The sequence below is a fragment of the Gandjariella thermophila genome, from assembly GCF_005405885.1.
In the GTDB taxonomy this organism is placed as follows: Bacteria; Actinomycetota; Actinomycetes; order Mycobacteriales; family Pseudonocardiaceae; genus Gandjariella; species Gandjariella thermophila.
Genome location: NZ_BJFL01000010.1, coordinates 1 through 18358 on the forward strand (window position 1 = coordinate 1; position 18358 = coordinate 18358).

The 18358-nt window shown below is 72.2% G+C and carries 18 protein-coding genes; 9 read left to right on the plus strand and 9 right to left on the minus strand.

Annotated features, from left to right (window positions below):
* Positions 1 to 757 precede the first annotated feature (757 nt).
* From FFT21_RS12150 to FFT21_RS12160, 3 genes are all read right to left on the minus strand, one after another.
* A complete protein-coding gene (locus FFT21_RS12150) occupies positions 758 to 1252 on the minus strand; it encodes a DUF1203 domain-containing protein (RefSeq protein ID WP_137813946.1) in 495 nt (164 codons plus the stop codon).
* Positions 1253 to 1303: 51 nt separating this feature from the next.
* Positions 1304 to 2077 (minus strand): nucleotidyltransferase domain-containing protein, encoded by a 774-nt coding sequence (locus tag FFT21_RS12155; protein ID WP_137813947.1) that lies wholly within the window; start codon positions 2075 to 2077, stop codon positions 1304 to 1306.
* An 87-nt stretch (positions 2078 to 2164) separates the two neighbouring features.
* Entirely contained in the window at positions 2165 to 3730 is a 1566-nt protein-coding gene (locus FFT21_RS12160; protein WP_137813948.1) for an FAD-dependent monooxygenase, read from the minus strand.
* A gap of 101 nt (positions 3731 to 3831) precedes the next feature.
* Between FFT21_RS12160 and FFT21_RS12165 the strand changes: the two genes are divergently transcribed.
* The 3 genes from FFT21_RS12165 to FFT21_RS12175 all read left to right on the plus strand — a co-directional run bounded on the left by FFT21_RS12165 (position 3832) and on the right by FFT21_RS12175 (position 7094).
* Positions 3832 to 4314 (plus strand): MarR family winged helix-turn-helix transcriptional regulator, encoded by a 483-nt coding sequence (locus tag FFT21_RS12165; protein WP_137813949.1) that lies wholly within the window; start codon positions 3832 to 3834, stop codon positions 4312 to 4314.
* 63 nt (positions 4315 to 4377) lie between these two features.
* On the plus strand, positions 4378 to 5073 hold the full coding sequence (locus FFT21_RS12170) for a LysE family translocator (RefSeq protein WP_137813950.1): 696 nt from the start codon (positions 4378 to 4380) through the stop codon (positions 5071 to 5073).
* A gap of 185 nt (positions 5074 to 5258) precedes the next feature.
* Positions 5259 to 7094: an acyl-CoA dehydrogenase gene (locus FFT21_RS12175; protein WP_137813951.1), complete on the plus strand. Its 1836-nt coding sequence runs from the start codon at positions 5259 to 5261 to the stop codon at positions 7092 to 7094.
* 68 nt (positions 7095 to 7162) lie between these two features.
* Here FFT21_RS12175 and FFT21_RS12180 read toward each other — a convergent pair whose 3' ends face one another.
* From FFT21_RS12180 to FFT21_RS12195, 4 genes are all read right to left on the minus strand, one after another.
* The gene (locus FFT21_RS12180) at positions 7163 to 8905 is read right to left on the minus strand and encodes a VanW family protein (RefSeq protein WP_137814057.1); all 1743 of its coding nucleotides are present in this window, start codon (positions 8903 to 8905) and stop codon (positions 7163 to 7165) included.
* Positions 8906 to 9315: 410 nt separating this feature from the next.
* Positions 9316 to 9609, minus strand: a complete 294-nt coding sequence (locus FFT21_RS12185) for a GroES family chaperonin (protein ID WP_137814058.1) — start codon at positions 9607 to 9609, stop codon at positions 9316 to 9318.
* Between the two features lie 86 nt (positions 9610 to 9695).
* Positions 9696 to 9839 carry a hypothetical protein gene (locus FFT21_RS12190; protein WP_192909503.1) on the minus strand — a complete coding sequence of 48 codons (144 nt, stop codon included), beginning with the start codon at positions 9837 to 9839 and terminating at the stop codon, positions 9696 to 9698.
* Positions 9836 to 10246: an NHL repeat-containing protein gene (locus tag FFT21_RS12195; RefSeq protein WP_371856777.1), complete on the minus strand. Its 411-nt coding sequence runs from the start codon at positions 10244 to 10246 to the stop codon at positions 9836 to 9838. The genes FFT21_RS12190 and FFT21_RS12195 overlap by 4 nt, the downstream gene beginning before the upstream one ends.
* A 301-nt stretch (positions 10247 to 10547) precedes the next feature.
* On the opposite strand from FFT21_RS12195, the gene pdhA reads away from it, so the two are divergent.
* From pdhA to FFT21_RS12210, 3 genes are read left to right on the plus strand one after another with little or no spacing between them, the layout of a single operon-like run.
* Positions 10548 to 11753, plus strand: coding sequence for a pyruvate dehydrogenase (acetyl-transferring) E1 component subunit alpha (pdhA, locus tag FFT21_RS12200; protein WP_137813953.1), 1206 nt, complete (start codon positions 10548 to 10550; stop codon positions 11751 to 11753).
* Positions 11753 to 12772 carry an alpha-ketoacid dehydrogenase subunit beta gene (locus FFT21_RS12205; RefSeq protein WP_137813954.1) on the plus strand — a complete coding sequence of 340 codons (1020 nt, stop codon included), beginning with the start codon at positions 11753 to 11755 and terminating at the stop codon, positions 12770 to 12772. The genes pdhA and FFT21_RS12205 overlap by 1 nt, the downstream gene beginning before the upstream one ends.
* Before the next feature lie 15 nt (positions 12773 to 12787).
* Positions 12788 to 14149 (plus strand): dihydrolipoamide acetyltransferase family protein, encoded by a 1362-nt coding sequence (locus FFT21_RS12210; protein ID WP_137813955.1) that lies wholly within the window; start codon positions 12788 to 12790, stop codon positions 14147 to 14149.
* Here the strand turns inward: FFT21_RS12210 and FFT21_RS12215 are convergent.
* Both FFT21_RS12215 and FFT21_RS12220 read right to left on the minus strand, forming a co-directional pair.
* Positions 14143 to 14778, minus strand: coding sequence for a TetR/AcrR family transcriptional regulator (locus tag FFT21_RS12215; RefSeq protein ID WP_137813956.1), 636 nt, complete (start codon positions 14776 to 14778; stop codon positions 14143 to 14145). The genes FFT21_RS12210 and FFT21_RS12215 overlap by 7 nt on opposite strands.
* Positions 14779 to 14785: 7 nt before the next feature.
* On the minus strand, positions 14786 to 15661 hold the full coding sequence (locus FFT21_RS12220) for an alpha/beta fold hydrolase (protein ID WP_137813957.1): 876 nt from the start codon (positions 15659 to 15661) through the stop codon (positions 14786 to 14788).
* A 137-nt stretch (positions 15662 to 15798) separates the two neighbouring features.
* Between FFT21_RS12220 and FFT21_RS12225 the strand changes: the two genes are divergently transcribed.
* The 3 genes from FFT21_RS12225 (at position 15799) to FFT21_RS29135 (ending at position 18212) form a co-directional block, all read left to right on the plus strand.
* Complete coding sequence (locus FFT21_RS12225; RefSeq protein WP_137813958.1) at positions 15799 to 16473, plus strand: TetR/AcrR family transcriptional regulator; 675 nt, start codon at positions 15799 to 15801, stop codon at positions 16471 to 16473.
* Positions 16474 to 16652: 179 nt separating this feature from the next.
* Positions 16653 to 17846 carry a DUF8462 domain-containing protein gene (locus FFT21_RS12230; RefSeq protein WP_137813959.1) on the plus strand — a complete coding sequence of 398 codons (1194 nt, stop codon included), beginning with the start codon at positions 16653 to 16655 and terminating at the stop codon, positions 17844 to 17846.
* Between the two features lie 219 nt (positions 17847 to 18065).
* Entirely contained in the window at positions 18066 to 18212 is a 147-nt protein-coding gene (locus FFT21_RS29135) for a hypothetical protein (RefSeq protein WP_192909504.1), read from the plus strand.
* Positions 18213 to 18358: the final 146 nt, after the last annotated feature.

Genomic DNA, 18358 nt, shown 5'->3' on the forward strand with positions numbered 1-18358 from the left:
TGGACGCCGTCGCCGACGAACTCAACGACCGGCCCCGGCAGACTCTCGGCTGGCTCAAACCCACCGAAGTCCTCAACAAACTGCTGCTAGAAGCTGGTGGTGCACCCACTACTTGACACCGCCCATCCACCACGGCTGCCACCGACGCCCCACCTGCAAGTTCCCCTGCGCCGCTCAAGCCCCACTCCAACCGCACGCAATAGCCGTCCTGCGCATATGGACTCGCGATCATCCAGCGATCCTGTCCTACCCCCGGCAGCAACCAACTCGCGGCTCCCTTCGCCGACGGACACGCCGCCCCGGGCGGTTTCCTTGTACTTGTCCTTCACGACGGTTCTGTAGGCCGCCGCAGCTCACATAACAGGAACGGCGCCGTGCACAAGACCAACAGACCGAACGCGATCAGCCGCTGAACCCCAGCGGCATCCGCCAGCCTGACGCCGCCAACGGTGGCCCGCATGCCACTGGTGAAGCTCGTATGCGCGGAACGTCGTCCGGCGATGCCGTGACGCCGCTTCGAGGCATCGCGCAGGATCGTAGCCGTGGACACCGCGTGACTCACTTGATTAATTGGCCCGCGGGGGCGGCCCATCGTCGGGATCGTTGCCGTCGCCCTGGTCCTCGCGCTTGGCGCGCTTTCTGGTGCTTGTCGGCCAGTGCGCTCAGCCGGTCTGCGATGCGTTGATCCGCCGCGCAGGTGCTCATTCAAGTCGCGCGGCGCAATCGGCCCGACTTGACCGGGAACCGCGAGTGGAGATCAGCGGCGGTGGACGGCGAAGAAGAAGCAGCCGAACTCGACGGCCCGGACGTGCACCATGGCGACCTCCGGGTCGGCGAACAGGTCGGCGAGCACCGATTCGACGGCGTCGTCATCCGGCACCAGCCGGCCACCGAGAATCCGCCCGTCTCGGCTGTACGCCCGGAACACCCGGTGCGAGCTGCGCAGCTCGTACGGGTAGCCGCTGCCCCGCGGTCCGTCGCACGGCTGCGGGTGGATGAACACCGGCCCCACCTCGTTATACGGTCCCGGGTCCGCACCGGTCCGCTCGGCCCAGCGGCGCAGCGGCGCGTAGGACACCAGCGCCACCCGCTCGCCCGGACGGACCGGGCGCAGGCAGCACCGGAGCGGGCTGCCGCCGTCCTCGTGGACCAGTAGCCGCGGCGGGTTGCCGGCGTCATCACGCTCCCAAAGCTGGCGGAGCGCCTCCGGCTCGATGGCCCTGACCTCGTATGCCACGTCAACGGTTGTCATGGTGCCCATCCTGGGCGGCGGGTCGCCGACCCTCCGGCGGGAAACCGACGCCTACGTCACCGCCCGGGCGTATTCCGCGGTGAGCCAGGTGCCGAGGCCGTCGATGAGGTCCAGGACCACAGCGGGGTCGTCGCTGGGTGCCCGCGCGAGCTGGGTTGCCCGCTCCATGTCCGCCGCGCGGTCGGGGTAGTAGTGGGCGAACGCCTCGACCATCGCTGCCAGGTCGCTGGTCCAGCCCCGCCAGCGCGGCATGACCAGGGTGAACCCGGTGCGGACCAGCTTGCGCGCGACGCGGCGGCAGAGCGCGGCGGTGTCATCCGCGCCGACCCGTGCGCGGCACCGGGCGAGGACGGCACCGATGTCGCCGTTGGCGCCCCGGGCCAGTTCGACGGTCGGGCGGTACCGAGGCAGCCGGCGCGAGATGTCCTCGCCGAGCAGCAGCGTGCACAGGCACGCCAGCATGAAGCCGAGGTTGTACCGCTCGGCTGGGTCCAGCACCGTGGCCACCGACCACAGCAGCAGTCCGGCGCCGTCCACGACGTCGTGCCGCGCGTCGAGATCGCGGTTCAGCCGTCGGACCGTCGCCTGGTCGGCGTCGCCGGGCGTGTCGCGCAGCAGGATCACCGCGTCCAGGTCGGATCGGCCGGGCACGGCGGTGCCGCGCGGGATGCTGCCGTACAGGTAGACGCTGTGCAGGCGAGGCCCGAAGGCGGCGCTGACGGATTCCCGCAGGTCGGCGACGACCGGCGCGAACGGCGCGGGCACGCGGTCCAGCGAGCCCTCGCGACGCAGGTAGCCGTCGGCGTCGAGACCGTGGTCGGTCATGGCGCCCAGTCTGGCCGGTCGGTCACGGTGTGCCGTCCGGGATGACGTCGAGGGCGCGGCGATCAAGGTGCCGGGTCGAGGTACCGGTCACCGGGCCAGCACGGTACGCAGGGCTTTCTCCACCGCGGCCGGGTCGCCGGGGCCGCGGGACCGCCATGCGACGAAGCCGTCCGGCCGGACCAGGCTGGCGCCGCCAGGGCCGACGCCGTACGCGGCGCACCAGCCGGCGGCGTCGGCGGCGGCGATCCGGTGCGTGGCCACGTCGATGCCGAGCCGCCGCCCCGCCTCGGCGGCCGCGTCCGCCCACGCGGCGCCGGACGGGCCGGCGAGCAGCACGAAACCGCGCCCGAAGAGGTCGATCGTGGAGCCGGTGGCGAGCCCGACGTGCGGGGCGCGGGAGCCGGGCCGGCCGGTCGGGGCGGCCGGGTCCTCGAACGGCGCGCCGTCGTCGTCCGGTTCGCGGACCACCGCGCCGTGCGGGTAGCGGTAGCCGAACAGCGCGAACTCCGGGGGCAGTTCCTCGGCCACGTCGCCGTCCCGCGGGTGCGGCGCCACCCGCTCCACCATGCGCGCGTACTGCTGCTCGACCACCCAGTCCGCGTAGGGCCGGCGCTCCGCGTCGTGGCTGTCCAGCAGCGCGGGCCCGGCCTGGCCGCGCACCACCATGGCCAGCTTCCAGCCGAGCTGGTAGCCGTCCAGCACGGCGAGGTTGCCGCCGGCTCCGCCGGTGGGCGGCATGACGTGGGCGGCGTCGCCGGCCAGCAGCACCCGGCCGGCGCGGAACTGGTCGGCCACCAGCGCGGCGGTCTGCGTGGTACCCACGTCCAGCACCCGCACCGCCAGCCCCGGCATGCCGGCGGCGACGCGGACGAGGTCGACGATGTGCCGCTCCGAGAAGGCGGTTTCGGCGTCGCCGGGGCGGTAGCCGACGGCGAACGCGTACCGGCCGGGATGGTCGGTGCTGACCAGGGTGGCGGAGCCGGTGGGCAGTTCGGGGTTGTGAACGTGGATCAGGGCCAGCTCGGCGGGCAGCGCCGCGGCCAGGTCGGCCTCGACGAGTGCGCTCACCGCGTCGCCGAGGACTCCCCGGCCGTGCCGGCCGATGCCCAGCGCCGCACGAACCGGGCTGCGGTGGCCGTCCGCGGCGACCAGGTAGCCGGCCCGCACGGTTCGTTCCGTGCCGCCGGCGAGATCGCGGAGCACGGCGGTGACCCCGCCGGCGTCCTGGGTGAACGACACCAGCTCGGTACGGAAGGCGATCTCCGCGCCCAGCTCCACGGCCCGCTCGGCGAGCACTGTCTCGGCGCGTTCCTGGCTGGTGTTGCCCCAGCCGGCCGGGGTGAACGCGCTGAGGTCCGGCCCCTTCTCCGCCATGATCGTCTTGATGACCGGTCCGGTCAGGCTGCGCACGATGGAGATGGCGAAGTCCGCGTCGGGCGCGGGGCCGGCCTTGCGGACCCGCTCGGCCACGCCGGCCACGCGCAGTGCCTCCATGGTGTTCGGGAACTGGCCACGCGCCTTGGGCTGGGTGGATGTGCCGGGATGCCGCTCCACGACCAGGGACGGCACCCCGTGCAGACCGAGGAACATCGCGGTGGACAGGCCGGCGAGGCCGGCTCCCACGACGACAACGGGCGGACTGGACTCGGACATGGCTCACTCCCCCAGGTGGCGACTAGCCTCATACCAAGAACCGGAAGTTTCGACGCATCGAATCTCTCGACGTATCGAATTATTTGCCCGGCGGGAAGGCGATGTCAAGGACGAGCAAGCGGCGCGGCGAGTTGGTGGACGTTCTGGAGGGCCTGCTGCGGGACATGGCCGCCCGCGGCGTACTGGTGCACCAGGCGATCGCCGACCGGTTCGGGCTGAACTCCACCGACCTCAAGGCGCTGGACCTGGCCCGTGGCGAGCCGAACCTCACCGCCGGACGGCTGGCCGAGATCACCGGGCTGAGCACGTCCGCGGTCACCGCCCTGCTGGACCGGCTGGAGCGGGCCGGATTCGTGGAGCGGCGCCGTGATCCGGCCGATCGCCGCCGGGTGTTCGTCGTCTCCACCGGCCGGCACGAGGAGGAACTGACCCGGATCTTCGGCCTGATGTCGGAGCGGATGCGGGACGTGCTGCGCCGCTACGACGACGAACGGCTGGCGGTGGCGGTGGACTTCCTGGGCGCGGTGAACGACGCGGCCCGCGACGTGATGCCCGAGATCACCGGCCGCGAGCCGGCGGAGTGACCACGGCACCGACTACGCCACAAACCCGTCGCGGCGCGACGCGCGGCGGGTAAGACTGCCCGTGTGGACGTGGTTTCGCCGGCCTTCGTGGCCACCTGCGTGCTCGTGGTGATGAGCCCGGGGCCGTCGCTGGCGGTAATCATCGACCAGACCCTGCGCGCCGGACGGCCGGCCGGGCTGGTCGCGGTGACCGGGAACACGTCCGGCCTGGTGTTCTGGGCGTTCGCCTCGGTGCTCGGGCTGACCGCGCTGGTACGCACGTCCGAGTTGGCGTTCCTGGCGCTCAAGATCGCCGGCGCCGGCTACCTGTGCTGGCTGGGCGTGCAGTCGCTGCGGCGCTCCCGGCGGCACGGCACCGAGCGGGCCCGGCCGCACGCCGCGGACCAGACCCGGCGGCACGGCACCGCGCAGGTGTGGGCGCGGGAACGGGAACCGGAGCGCGGCCCGCGCCGAATTCTCGGTGCCTACCGCGCCGGGCTGCTGACCAACCTGTCCAACCCCAAGGCCGCGGTGCTCTACCTCGCGCTGTTCCCGCAGTTCCTGCCGGCGCACGGCGGCACGGTCGGTCAGACCGCGGCGCTGGCCGTGGTGCAGATGGCGATCAGCGCGACCTGGTACACGCTGGTGGTGCTCGCTGTTGGCGTGGTGCGCCGACTGCTGGCCCGGCCGGCGGTGCGGGCCCGGCTGGACCAGGTCACCGGCCTGGTGCTGGTCGGCCTCGGCATCCGGCTGGCCACGCTCACCCGCGCGGCCGTCTGATCGTTGCCCCGGCGGAAGGTCGCTGCACCGCGGCGGCCGTGGAACACGCTGCACGGCGTCACGTCGGACACACCGCCCGGCTTCTCCTTGCCCGAGGTTACTGGCAGGTAATACGCTGCATGTTACCGGCCAGTAGGGGGACGCATGCCCCGCCGGGTACCCGCGCACACACGGGAGCTAACGAGATGGGCCACTACAAGAGCAACGTCCGGGATCTGGAGTTCAACCTCTTCGAGGTCTTCAAGATCCAGGAACACCTCGGCAAGGGGCCGTTCGAGCAGGCCGACGAGGAAACCGCGCGCGGCGTGCTGAGCGAGCTGAACAGCCTCGCGGTGGGGCCGCTGGCGGAGTCCTTCGCTGACGCCGACCGCAACCCGCCGGTGTTCGACCCGAAGACACACTCGGCGACCCTGCCCGAGTCGATCAAGAAGTCCTACCAGGCGGTGTGGGACGGCGAGTGGTGGCGGCTCGGGCTGCCCAACGAGCTGGGCGGCTTCGGCATCCCGCCGACCGTGCAGTGGGCCGCCGCGGAGCTGATCCTCGGCGCCAACCCCGCGATCTTCATGTACATGGCCGGCCCCAGCTTCGCCTCGGTGGTGCACGCGAACGGCACCGAGGAGCAGCGGAAGTGGGCCCAGTTCATGATCGACCGCGGCTGGGGCGCCACCATGGTGCTCACCGAGCCGGACGCCGGCTCCGACGTGGGCGCCGGCCGCACCAAGGCGGTGCTGCAGGAGGACGGATCCTGGCACCTGGACGGCGTGAAGCGGTTCATCACATCCGGTGACCAGGACATCACCGAGAACATCATGCACCTGGTGCTGGCCCGGCCGGAGGGTCCGGGCATCGAGGCCAAGCCGGGCACCAAGGGCCTGAGCCTGTTCCTGGTGCCGAAGTTCCTGTTCGACCCGGAGACCGGCGAGCCGCGCGAGCGCAACGGCGCGTTCGTCACCAACGTCGAGCACAAGATGGGCCTGAAGGTCTCCACCACCTGCGAGCTGACCTTCGGCCAGCACGGCGTTCCGGCCAAGGGTTGGCTGCTCGGCGAGGTGCACGACGGCATCGCGCAGATGTTCCAGGTCATCGAGTACGCCCGGATGATGGTCGGCACCAAGGCCATCGCCACGCTCTCCACCGGCTACCTCAACGCGCTGGAGTACGCCAAGGAGCGCGTGCAGAGCGCCGACCTGACCCAGATGACCGACAAGACGGCGCCGCGGGTGACCATCACCCACCACCCGGATGTCCGCCGGCTGCTGATGACGCAGAAGGCGTACGCCGAGGGTCTGCGCGCGGTGTACCTGTACACGGCGACGTTCCAGGACCAGATCCGCAGCGGCGAGGGCGACGTCGACCTGGCCGAGCGGGTCAACGACCTGCTGCTGCCGATCGTCAAGGGTGTCGGCTCGGAGCGGGCGTACGAGCAGTTGGCCCAGGCGCTTCAGGTGCTCGGCGGCTCCGGCTTCCTGCAGGACTACCCGATCGAGCAGTACATCCGCGACTCGAAGATCGACTCGCTGTACGAGGGCACCACGGCCATCCAGTCGCTGGACTTCTTCTTCCGGAAGATCATCCGGGACAAGGGCAAGGCCGTCGGCTACCTCGCCGGAGAGATCGGCAAGTTCATCGAGGCGGAGAGCGGCAACGGCCGGCTCAAGGAGGAGCGCGCGCTGCTCAAGCAGGCCTCGGACGACGTGCAGGGCATGCTCGGCACGATGATCGAGTTCCTGACCTCGGCGCAGGAGGACGTGCACAACCTCTACAAGGTCGGCCAGAACACCGTGCGGCTGCTGATGAGCACCGGTGACCTGCTGATCGGCTGGCTGCTGCTGCGCCAGGCGGAGGTCGCGCTGGCCGCGCTGGACGGCGAGCCGTCCGAGCGGGACAAGGCCTTCTACACCGGCAAGGTGGCGGTGGCCTCGTACTTCGCCAAGACCGTGCTGCCGGAGCTGTCCGCCCGCCGCAAGGTCGTCGAGACCACCGACAACGCGCTGATGGAGGTGGACGAGGCGGCGTTCTGACGCCCACCGCACGAAAACGGCGGCGACCCCTGGCTCCGGGGTCGCCGCCGTTTTCGTGCCGGGCCGGGTCAGGGCCGGCCGCGCGGCGGTGGCGGCGCGCAGACGATCTTCGGCTGCGGGTCGTACTTCACCGTGTGCGTCTGCCGGCGCACCTCGCGGCCGCTGAGGTCGCGGATCACGCGGGTGTCGTCCGTGGTGAATCCTGGCGCCCCGTTGCCCTCGTGGCAGTTCGGGCCGGCCGGCTGGGTCACCGTGTTCGGCGGGGTGAAGTCCCGCCGCTGTCCCGGGATGGATTCGACGCTGTACCGCTTGGTGCCCCACAGCCGCACAGTGATCGACTGCGGCGTCCAGATGGTCTGGATGGCCACCCCGGTCGGGTCGTCGTTGCGGAACTTCAGGTCGATCACGCTGCTGCCGTCCGGGTTCTGGAACACGGTCGCCTCCCGGGCCGGCGGGTAGCGGCTGATGTAGTAGCTGTGTTCCTTGTGCCCGGCGTCGGTCATCGCGGCGAAGTAGGCGGCGTTGTACAGCGTGGTGGCGAACTGCGAGATGCCGCCGCCGATTTCCCGGGCGGGTGCGCCGTGCTCGATCACGCCGGCCTCGACGTAGCCCTGCGCGGCGGTGCGTGGGCCGGTGTAGCCGTTCAGGCTGAACGTCTCGCCCGGCTTGACGATCGCGCCATTGACCTGGTCGGCGACCCGGTGGATGTTCATGCCCGAGTCCTGGGCGAAACCACCGGTGGTGAACTCTCCGATCACGTCGGTGATGCCGAGCTTGTTCGCCGCGTCGGTGGTGAGCTTGGCCGGCTGGTCGACGTACTGCGCCGTGATGGCCCGGTTGTCGGTGCGCTTGACCACGTCGAGCAGCCCGGCGAGGCTCTTGCCCCAGTCCACGCCGTGCCCGTCCACCGAGGGCAGCACGGTCGGCCGGCCGGTGTCGAAGACGATCCTGGCGTCTTGGCCCGGCCGCTCGGTGGGCGCGAGCTGCGGTTTCAACGCGGCGATCAGCTTCTGCTGGTCGAGCTTGGCGGTGAGCCAACCACCGCTGGCCGCCGGCTCGAAGCTGAGCGCGCCGGCGATGGCGGTCGGGTCGATCACCGCGTCCCGGCCCTCGCCGTGCACCACCACCGGGCCGGACACCGCGGGGCGGGCCACCGAGTCCAGCGCCTGCCGCACGGCCTCCGGGCTGGTGCGGACCGGGGTGGTGCCGACCGGCACCTGCACCGGTTCGCCGTCGGCCCAGTGCGAGCGCAACGCGCTGGTGGCGCCGTCCACGTCGAGTTGCTGGCCGGCCTTCGGCTCCACCGGCACCGGCTCGGTGCCCTCGAAGCGGACCGTGCCCTCCACCGGGGCGCGGTCCACCTTGCCGCGCAGGCCCTGCACCGCGGCGGCCAGCTTGGCGCCGTCCACCCGGGGCACCACGTCCACCCGGCGTGCGGTGAACAGCGAGGTCAGCCGGGTCCACGGGTTGAGCGGCTGCTCGCCCGCGGCGGCCAGGGTGGCCGGCCAGTCCACGCCGAGCCCGGCGGCCACCGGGTCCACCGTGGTGTTCACGTCTCCGGCGCGCACCGGCACCGGCCTGGCCAGCCGGGGGTCGACGCGCTCGTGCAGCCGCTGCTCGGCGGTGGTGCGGTCCATGCCGCCCACGTCCACGCCGGCGACCACCACGCCGCGCGGCACGTCTCCCTGCGAGGTGACCAGGTCGAGCCCGTAGAGCAGCGCGAACGCCCCGACCACGCAGGCGGCCACCAGGCCGGGGCGCCGCCAGCGTCTCCAGCGCGTCGCGGGCGCGCCGACCGGGGCCGCCGGCATGGTCGGTGCGGTCGGCGCCCCGGGATTCGGTGCGCCAGCCGTCAGCCACCCGGCCCATGGCCAGGGTCCGCCGCCCCAGCCGGTGCCGACGACGGTGGGTGCCTCGGTGGTCAGCGGCCGGTCGCTGATCCGGTCGGTGCGCTCGCTGTCACCCTCCGGCGGCACCGGCGGGAGCACATCGGTCCGCTCCGCCTCGTTGTCCGAACGCTCGTGGTCGGCGGCCACGCTCTCTCCTCCTGGTCGTCGCGGAGCCTGGGTCGTCGAGCAACGGAGTCATCGCAGTGTGGACAAGCGCCGGGTCGGGGACAAGCGGCAGGTGCTCGGCCCGTGGCGGGTACCTCGCCCGGAGGCCCGCCGCGGGCTCGTCGTGTCGGGTCCGTCCGGTTCGGGGCGAACCGCACGGGCGGCGCTCACAGGTACAGGCCGGTACCGTGCTCGGTCCGCTCGGTGGCCACCGCGTGCAGGTCCCGCTCCCGCATCACCAGGTACGCCTGACCCTGCACCTCGACTTCGAGCGGGTCCTCGGGGTTGAACAGCACTCGGTCGCCGACCTTGACGTGCCGCACGCTGGTGCCGGCGCCGACCACGTCTCCCCATGCCAGCCGCCGGGCCACCTGGGCCGTGGCCGGAATGACGATCCCGCCGCTGCTGCGCCGCTCCCCCTCCTCGGGCGAGACCCTGAGCATGACGCGGTCATGCAGCATCTGGATCTCTAGCTTGACATCGGGCACTGGCCGAGTCTACGGCCCCGGTCACCGGGTTCAGTGACACGGGTGGGACAAACCGGACGTCACTCCGGCACGCCGTCGATACCGCCCATGACCAGCGGCAACCGTCGTACCCCTCGCTCGGTGACGCGCACCGGGACACCCCAGTCCTTGCGGACCACCCGGCACACCGGGTGCGCCACCGAGGGGTCGTCGTCGCAGCTCACGGCCTGGGCGACGACATGAAGCACGCCGCCCAGCACGGCGCCGGCGAGCACCCGGCCACGTCGCAGGGGCTGGTCAGGTCCACCTCCAGCGCCGTCCCGCCACTGCCGGTACCGGTCACGGTCCGCACCCGACCGTCCGCCAGCCGCACCCCGCGTAGCAGGTGGTTCGCCGTGTCCGCGACCACCGCGTCGTAGCCGACCGCGGCGGCCACCTCGGGCGGCAGCAGGGCCAGCCCACCGGGTTCGGCGAAGCTGGCCGACGCCGGCCCGCCGTCGGAGCGGCCGCGCTCACCGCTGACGATCCGGCGCAGCACGGTCTCCGCGTCGGCGGCCCGCTCGACCAGCGAGTGGTGCGCCGAGTCGGCGACCGGCCCGCGCACCCGGACGCGCCGCGTCGACATGGTCATACGCGGAAGCCAACACCATTCCACCCGCACGTGTTCCACATCCCCGCGTCACCGGGGGCGAACGGCCCGGAGTACCGCCGGACGGACCTCAGGACTACGCCGCGTGCAGGTCATTTGTGTCACGTGTGGCGGGGCTCACGGAAGCGCCGGGATCCATGCCAGGATGGCTTTGAGTGACTCGATGAACCGTCAGCGCCGACGGTCGACCGTCCGTCCCCAACCGGGGCGGCGGGGGACTGGCGGTGCTGCCGTGCTCGGCCGTCACAAGCGGCCGACCGGCGTTGACACAAGGAGAAGGCCCATGTCGTCCCCGGAGCAATGGACGCCTGAAAGGCCGGCCGGCACCCCAGCCGCGACCGCCGCCTCACCTACCGCGGAGCAGGTGATCGCTGGATTGCGCGCCACGAGCGAAGGCGGTGCCGACCTGGTACAGCTACTGACCCCCGAAGGCGAGCGGGTATCCCACCCCGACTTCGACATCGAGATCACCGCGGAGGAGCTGCGCGGGCTGTACCGGGACATGGTCCTGGTGCGCCGGGCGGACCGCGAGGGAAACGCGTTGCAGCGGCAGGGGCAGCTCGGCATCTGGGTGCCGCTGCTCGGCCAGGAGGCCGCGCAGATCGGCGCCGGACGGGCGATGCGGCCGCAGGACATGGCGTTCCCCAGCTACCGCGAGCACGGTGTGGCGTGGTGCAAGGGTGTGCAGCCAACCGAACTGCTCGGCATCTTCCGCGGCACCGACCACGGCAGCTGGGACCCACTGGAGAAACGGTTCCACCTCTACACCATCGTCATCGGCAACCAGTGCCTGAACGCGGCCGGCTACGCGATGGGGCAGAAGTTCGACGGCAAGGTCGGTGACGACGACGGCGAGGCCACCATCGTCTTCTTCGGCGACGGCGCGACCAGCCAGGGCGACGTGCACGAGTCGATGGTGTGGTCCGCGGTGTACGACGCGCCGCTGGTGCTGTTCTGCCAGAACAACCAGTGGGCCATCTCCGAGCCGACCGAGCGGCAGAGCCGGCTTCCGCTGTACCACCGGGCCCGCGGCTACGGCTTCCCCGGCATCCGGGTGGACGGCAACGACGTGCTGGCCTGCCTGGCGGTCACCCGCTGGGCGCTGGACGAGTGCCGGCACGGCAACGGTCCGGTGCTGATCGAGGCGTTCACGTACCGGATGGACGCGCACACCACCTCCGACGACCCGACCCGGTACCGGCTCTCCGACGAGCTGGAGGCGTGGAAGCTCAAGGACCCGATCGAGCGGGTGCGGGTGCACCTGGTCCGGCAGCAGTGGGCGGATACCGCCTTCTTCGACGAGGTGCAGGCCGAGGCCGACCAGCTTGCCGCCGAGCTGCGGGACTTCTGCCTGAACATGCCGGATCCACCGGCGAAGCGGATCTTCTCCGAGGTGTACGCGGAACCCAGCCCGGTGCTGGACGCCCAGCGGGACGAGTTCCTCGAGTACCTCAGCGGGTTCGAGACCACGGTGGGGGGTGGGCACTGATGGCCGCCCCGACCATGCACCGGCCGACCACGGCGACGTCGTCCACCCAGACGATCACGCTGGCCAAGGGCCTGAACATGGGCCTGCGCGCGGCGATGGAACGCGACCCGCGGGTCATCGTGATGGGGGAGGACGTCGGCCGGCTCGGCGGCGTCTTCCGGATCACCGACGGGCTGCAGAAGGACTTCGGCGAGCAGCGGGTGCTGGACACCCCGCTGGCCGAGTCCGGGATCATCGGCACCGCGATCGGCCTGGCCATCCGCGGGTACCGCCCGGTGTGCGAGATCCAGTTCGACGGGTTCGTCTTCCCCGGCTTCGACCAGCTGGTCAGCCAGCTCGCCAAGCTGCACTACCGCAGCCAGGGCAAGGTGAAGGTGCCGGTGGTGGTGCGCATCCCGTTCGGAGGCGGGATCGGCGCGGTGGAGCACCACTCGGAGTCGCCCGAGTCCTACTTCGCGCACACCGCCGGGTTGAAGGTGGTGGCCTGCTCGAACCCGGTGGACGCGTACTGGATGATCCAGCAGGCCATCGCCACCGACGACCCGGTGATCTTCTTCGAGCCCAAGCGGCGGTACTGGGAGAAGGCGGAGCTGGACCCGACCGCCAGGCCGGAACCCCTGCACACCTCCCGGGTACTGCGGCGGGGCAGCGCGGCGACGGTGGCCTGCTACGGGCCGATGGTGCGGACCTGCCTGGACGCGGCGGCGGCGGGCGCCGAGGATGGGATCGACCTGGAGGTCATCGACCTGCGCACGCTGTCCCCGCTGGACCTGGGGCCGGTGTTCGAGTCGGTGCGGCACACCGGCCGGCTGGTCATGGTGAGTGAGGCGCCGAGCGAGTCCTCGATCGCCGCCGAGGTGGCCGCCCGGGTGCAGCAGGAGTGCTTCTACTCGCTAGAGGCCCCGGTGCTCCGGGTCACCGGCTTCGACACCCCCTACCCGCCGTCGAAGCTGGAGGAGGAGTTCCTCCCCGACCTCGACCGGGTGCTGCACGCCGTCGACCGCGCGCTGGCCTGGTGAGGGGGAGGTCCGAGGATGCCGCAGTTCAAGCACTTCCCCCTGCCCGACGTCGGTGAGGGGCTGACCGAGGCCGAGGTGCTGGCCTGGCACGTCAAGCCGGGCGACACGGTCAGCGTGAACCAGGTGATCATCGAGATCGAGACCGCCAAGGCCGCGGTGGAGCTGCCCTGCCCGTACGCGGGTGTGGTCAGCGAACTGCTGGTCGAGCCGGGGCAGACGGTGGAGGTCGGTACGCCGATCATCAGCATCGACGTCGACCCCGGCGGTGCCGCACCGGCCACACCGGACACGTCGGGCGCGGCGGCGGAACCGGCGCGGAACAACGGCACGGCCGGCAAGATCGGCGAGGAGACCGAGGGCGGCCGGATCGCCACCCTGGTCGGCTACGGGCCGCGCTCCGGCGCGGCGAAGCGTCGCCCGCGCAAGCCGGCCGCGGTGGCGACCGCCCCGGCCGGGCAGGCACCCGCCGAGCCGCCGCAACCCAGGCAGCCCGCGGCTGCCGAGCCGAGGGCGCTGGTGCCGCTGGCCAAGCCCCCGGTGCGCAAGCTGGCCCGGGATCTCGGCGTGGACCTGCGCGCGCTGCACGGGTCCGGGCCGCACGGCGTGATCACCCGCGAGGACGTCAGCCAGGCGGCCAGCCAACCCGCGGTCGCCGAGCCGGCCGGCGACGACACGGCCAGCCGGGAGCGGCGGGTGCCGATCCGCGGGGTGCGCCGGGCCACCGCGCAGGCCATGGTGGACAGCGCCTTCACCGCGCCGCACGTCACCGAGTTCCTCACCGTGGACGTGACCCCGATGATGGAGCTGCGGGAGCGGCTGAAGGTCAGGTCCGAGTTCGCCGGCGTCAAGCTGACCCCGCTGGCGTTCGCGGCCAAGGCGGTGTGCCTGGCCGTCCGGCGCACCCCGGACGTCAACGCCACCTGGGACGAGGACGCGGGCGAGATCGTCTACAAGGATTACGTGCACCTGGGCATCGCGGCCGCCACGCCACGCGGGTTGGTGGTACCCAAGGTCCGGGACGCCGACCGCATGTCGCTGCGGGAGCTGGCCGTGGCGCTGGACGAGCTGACCACGACGGCCCGGGACGGCAAGACGCCGCCCGCGGACATGGTCGGCGGCACGTTCACCATCACCAACGTCGGGGTGTTCGGCGTGGACACCGGCACGCCGATCATCAATCCCGGCGAGTCGGCGATCCTGGCGCTCGGCGCGATCCGGGACATGCCGTGGGTGGTGGACGGCCAGATCGTGCCGCGCAAGGTCTGCCAGCTCGCGCTGAGCTTCGACCACCGGGTGGTGGACGGGCAGCAGGGCTCGCAGTTCCTCGCCGACGTCGGTGCGCTGCTCGCCGACCCGGCGGTGGCGCTGACCTACTGAGTCGGACGGCCGCCCGGGGCCTCGGCGCCCCGGGCGGCCGAATCCACCAGCAGCCCGGAGACCAGGGTCTGCACCGACCGCTCGGCCGCGGCCCTGGCCGCCTGCCGGTCCTCCGCCGCGGCGATCAGCAGGGCGGCCTCGATCAGCGCGCCGAGCACGATCTGCGCGAGCACCGGGACCGGCTGCGGCGCGATCACCCCCTCGTTGATCGCGCGCTCCAGCAGCGCGATGATCAGCCCGAGGCCGTGCTCCGCCTCGATCTCCCGCCAGGTCTGCCAGCCGAGCACGGCCGGCGCGTCGGTGAGCCCTATGCGCACCACCTCGGGGCGCTCGCAGGCGTCCAGGAACGCGGCCAGCCCGCGCAGCATGACCTGCCAGAGGTCGTCCTCGCCGACGATCGCCTCGGCGACCTGCTCGGTGACCTCCCGCTCGATCTCCTCGAAGACCGCGCGGAACAGCCCCTGCTTGTCCCCGTAGTGGTGGTACAGCGCGCCCCGGGTGACGCCGGCGGCGGCGACCACCTCATCCGCGGGGACGGCCGCGTAGCCGCGCTCGGCGAACAGCCGGCGGGCGTGGCCGACCAGCGCGGCCCGGGTGGCCTGGGAGCGTTCTTCCTGTCGACGTCGCATCGCGGGATCAGTGTCCCGCGCGCGTTCCCTCCCGGGCGAAGTCCACCACCAATTCGGCCAGCCGCTCGGGCTGGTCCTCGGGGACGAAGGTGCGAGAGCCCGGCACCAGCGCGGTGCGCGCGGCGGGCAGCCGCTCGGCCAGCCGGTGCGCCAGCGACACCGGGAACAGCCGGTCCTCGGTGGCCCAGGCGAGCAGCACCGGCCGGCGGAAGGCCGGCAGCGCCTCCGCGGCGGCCAGCGTGTACCTCCGGTGCACCGCGCGCACGAAGCGGCGCAGGTCGTCCCGCACGGCGGCGGAACGGCGGCTCGGCAGGACGAACGAGTCCAGGATCTCCGGCGGGAGGGGCCGCATGGTCAGCCAGCCGTAGGCGATCGGCAGGCGCTGGACCCACCGGCTGCGCAGCGCCTGGACCAGCAGCCACGCCGAGCCGGGTAGCGCGGCCAGCGGCGGCAGGTAGCGCAGCACCGGCGGCGGGAAGAAGTACTCGAAGCTGTCGCAGGACGTGAGCACCACCCGGGCCAGCCGCTCCGGCCGCCGGGCCAGCACGATCTGGGTGAGCGCGCCGCCGGTGTCGTTGGCCACCAGGGTGACCCCGCGCAGGTCCAGCGCGTTGAGCAGGTCGGCGATCAGGTCGGCCACGCCGGGCGGGGACAGGTCCGCGCCCGGCACCGGCAGCTCGTGCGCGCCGAGCGGCCAGTCCGGGGCGATGCACCGGTACCCGGCCTCGGCGACCCGGGGGACGACGTTGCGCCACAGGTCGGCGTTGGCCATCAGGCCGTGCACGAACACCACCGGGGGACCCTCGCCCCGGTCCCGGTACCGCAGCCGACCCCGCGGGAGGTCGATCTCCTGCTGGGCACCCAACGATTCGCTGATGGCCATGGCGACCTCCTCGGTCGGAGACCACCTCACAGAAACATACATGCGGTACGTATGTCAATGCCGAAGTCCTTACCGGGGAGTAGGTTGGGGAAGCCGGGCACGGACCGCCCGGGCTCTCCTTCTCGCCAGGGGGTGACATGCACGCTGAGGAGCCGCCGAGAGCGGCACGGGCCAAGCGGCTGCCGCGCGCGGTGCGCGAGCGGCAGATCCTGGACGCGGCGGTCGCGGTGTTCGCTCGGCACGGCTTCCACACCGCCTCGATGGACGAGATCTCCGAGGTGGCCGGCATCTCCAAGCCGATGCTCTACGCGTACCTGGGGTCCAAGGAGGACCTGTACGTGGCGTGCCTGCGGCGCGAGGGCGAGCGGCTGATGGCCGCGATCGAGGCCGGGGCCGATCCGGCGGCCCCGCCGGACGTTCAGCTCTGGCGCGGCCTGCGGGCGTTCTTCGGCTTCGTCGCCGAGCACGCGGACGGCTGGCGGGTGCTGCACCAGCCGGCCAGCGCGGCGGGTGGCCAGTTCGCCGGCGAGTTGGCCGCGCTGCGTGGCCGGATGATCGGCCTGGTCGGTAGGTTGCTGGTGCGCGCGGTGAGCAACGGGAACGTGGCGGCGGGCATCGGCGCGGCGACCCGCCGCGACACGGACGGCTTGGCCGCGGCACTGGTGGGCGCCGGGGAGTCGATGGCCGACTGGTGGCTGGCGCACCCCGACGAGCCGGTGGGCGTGGTGGCCAGCCGGCTGATGAACCTGGCCTGGATGGGCTTCGGCGACCTGGTGGAGGGCCGCATGTGGGTGCCGCCGCACAAGCGCTGAGCCGCACGCCTCGTCGAGGTTTTCTCGCGCCGTCTAGCCGATGATCTAGACCGGCGAATAAACCCGCATCCGTGGTCCGCACCAGCCGGTGCCCCGTCCGGAGTAGTGATCCGCGACACGCCATCGCGCCTTCTCGCTCAATATCGGGTTCACGCTAGAGAGCCGGATACGGTGCGATCGTGGACCCGGTGCGCAACCCGTTCGCCCCCGGTGCCGGCCAGCGACCACCCGAGCTGGCCGGTCGGGACCGCGAGGTGGCCGCCTTCGAGGTGGTGCTGGAGCGGGTCGCGCGCGGGCGCCCGGAACGCAGCCTGGTGCTCACCGGACTGCGCGGGGTCGGCAAGACGGTGCTGCTCGGCGAGCTACGGGCGATGGCGGTGCGCCGGGGCTGGGGCGCGGGCAAGGTGGAGGCGCGTCCGGACGCCGGGCTGCGCCGGCCGCTGGCCGCGGCACTGCACCGGGCCATCCGCGACCTCGCGGTGCGGCACCGCGCCCCGGACCGGGTCGAGTCGGTGCTCGGTGTGCTCAAGGCGTTCGCACTGCGGGCCAACCCGGCGGGCGCCAAGCTGCGCGACCGGTGGCAGCCCGGCATCGACGTGCCCGCCGCGACCGGAAGGGCCGACTCGGGCGACATCGAGATCGACCTGGTGGAGCTGTTCACCGACGTCGCCGAACTGGCGCAGGACGTGGGCACCGGCGTGGCGCTGCTCATCGACGAGATGCAGGACGTGCAGCCGGACGACGTGTCGGCGCTGTGCGCGGCCTGCCACGAGCTGTCCCAGTCCGGCGCCCCGCTGGTGGTGGTCGGTGCCGGGCTGCCGCACGTCCCGACCGTGCTGTCGGCCAGCAAGTCCTACTCCGAGCGGCTGTTCCGGTACGTCCGGATCGACCGGCTGGAACGGGCGGACGCCGAGCGGGCGATGCTCGCGCCGATCAAGCGGGAGGACGCCAGCATCACGGAGGACGCGCTGGAGGCGCTGTACGAGACCTCCGGCGGCTACCCGTACTTCGTGCAGGCGTACGGCAAGGCGGCCTGGGACGCGGCGCCCGGCGATCCGATCACGGTGGAGGACGTCCGGGTCGCCGCGCCCGAGGCGGAGGCGGAACTCGCCGTCGGCTTCTTCGGCTCCCGTTACGAGCGCGCCACCCCGGCCGAACGCGAGTACCTGCGCGCCATGGCGGACCTGAGCGAAGGGCGGGACGAGGCGGTGCCGACCGCCGCGGTCGCCGACCGGCTGGGGCGCAAGCCGTCCTCGCTCTCCCCGGCCAGGGACAGCCTGATCAAGAAGGGCCTGGTCTACTCCGCGGAACGCGGTCGGATCGCGTTCACCGTGCCGCACTTCGGCCGCTTCCTGCTTGGCCGCGACGACTGACCTCTCGGGTTTTCTATCCGTCTCTAGGCCTGGCCGTAGACGTCGGCAGACAGTCCGATGGTGCCCCGCCGGACCGAACAATGACTCCTTAAACGGCTGATTCGCCGATGATTCATCGACATATGGCGCTTATCACCGGAACATCGGGTGCGATCGCGCTGTCAGGCGGCGCATAATGGAGTCACCGACCAAGGGCAGCAACGAGGGGAAGCGACAGCGATGAACATCGCCGCGAAGATCCGTGCTCGCCGTGACCAGGCCCGCACCCGCAGGGCCGTGATGCGCGCGATCGACGCCGCGGCCACGCCCGCGCTGCGGCACGAACTGATCGTGATCGCCCAGGCCCGGTCCAACGGCCTCCGCTGACCGCGGAGGTCCGTTCTGGACCACACCGCGCCCCGGCACCCCTCCCGCGTGCCGGGGCGCGCTTCTTTGGGCACGGCCGCCGACCGCCTCGTCCCAGTGAAGCCCCCGCCTACTAGGTCGGACGGGTGACCGTTCCACCGATCGAG